This is a genomic window from Enterobacter cloacae complex sp. GF14B (genome assembly GCF_004136805.1).
Taxonomy (GTDB): domain Bacteria; phylum Pseudomonadota; class Gammaproteobacteria; order Enterobacterales; family Enterobacteriaceae; genus Enterobacter; species Enterobacter hormaechei_C.
Genome location: NZ_QFRV01000306.1, coordinates 1 through 1,119 on the forward strand (window position 1 = coordinate 1; position 1,119 = coordinate 1,119).

General features: G+C 40.1%; 1 protein-coding gene. It reads right to left on the bottom strand.

Features of this window, described 5'->3' with window-relative positions; translation table 11 throughout:
* Positions 1–649 precede the first annotated feature (649 nt).
* A partial coding sequence (locus DD606_RS26090; RefSeq protein ID WP_176691505.1) for a hypothetical protein occupies positions 650–1,119 on the bottom strand: 470 nt, incomplete at its 5' end.

The window sequence follows — 1,119 nt, forward strand, 5'->3', positions numbered from 1 at the left end:
TGCCTAAGAACGTTGCTTCAATATGGAATGGTCACCCAAGTTTCTCAAACACCACATCTTTTATGTGTCGGCGAGTAGCCTTTACATGTGATGGCTTTGGCAGCAATGATCCTCTCTGTAGTTTATTTTGAGAATTTTTAGCTAATGCTTTGAAGAGTGCCCTGTATCCCATCTGCGAGATGCCACTCTCATCAAGTATTGCTTGCACTTCCATTGGTTCCAACTAATTCTCCTTCATGAAGGAGGTAAGATGCCTCCCTTTCACCTTACAATTTTTTTTCTGAATTATCATCTCTTCAATTACTTCTTTGGAACCAGACGGTTGTAATGCACTCCGGTATTGAAGCCTCCACCGTTCAAGTTTGGATGCAGTAAAGACCTGCCAAAAAAGTACCATGTGTTATGATCATGTATAGGAAAGTGTATCCATTTCTTAGTAAAGCATATTGAAGATACAAACGCAAAAACAAACTTCGAGTTACCTTAAAGCTCGTATTCGTTTTTTCAGGCCACCACTACCAATCTTCATGTTCTCAATGTTGCAAAGATCTCGTTTTCTTTTCCGACTACCAAGCAAGGTGTCTTTCTCTCGCAAACTTGTGATCTTCTTCTCAAGGCCTTGGATTGTCTCTTTTCTTGATGAAATCTTTTAAGAGCATGCTTCATTAAGTTTCTTCAGCTGCATGTTCTCCATCGCCAGGAAGTTTCTTTGCCTTTCCGCATCCAATCCTCTCATTTTCAAATGTTCGGTGTATCCCAATAGCCCATCCTTGCCATCGCCTATGAAATGTAAGAGGTTAGTGATATTAGCAAAGAGAGGTGGCACATTTGTCGTAGGATCCTTTGAATAAATAGACCCATTGGTCCACAAATCCAAATAATGTTCCTTGTTTGTCCTTCTAAGTTCTTTCTCCCATTGAGATAAGAAAGACTCCCTCCTACGTTTCTGCAACGGTGCGTACTCTTGCAATACATCAACATGAAGATGATGTGTGTTCTTTCTTTGCGTAAGTGTTGAAGGGGCTGAGGATTGCAAGTTAAAATTAGTGTTTTCATCAAAAAAAGAAGCGTTCTCCATTCCTAGAGTTGATAGAGAAAAAGATGGAGACTCGAAACTCA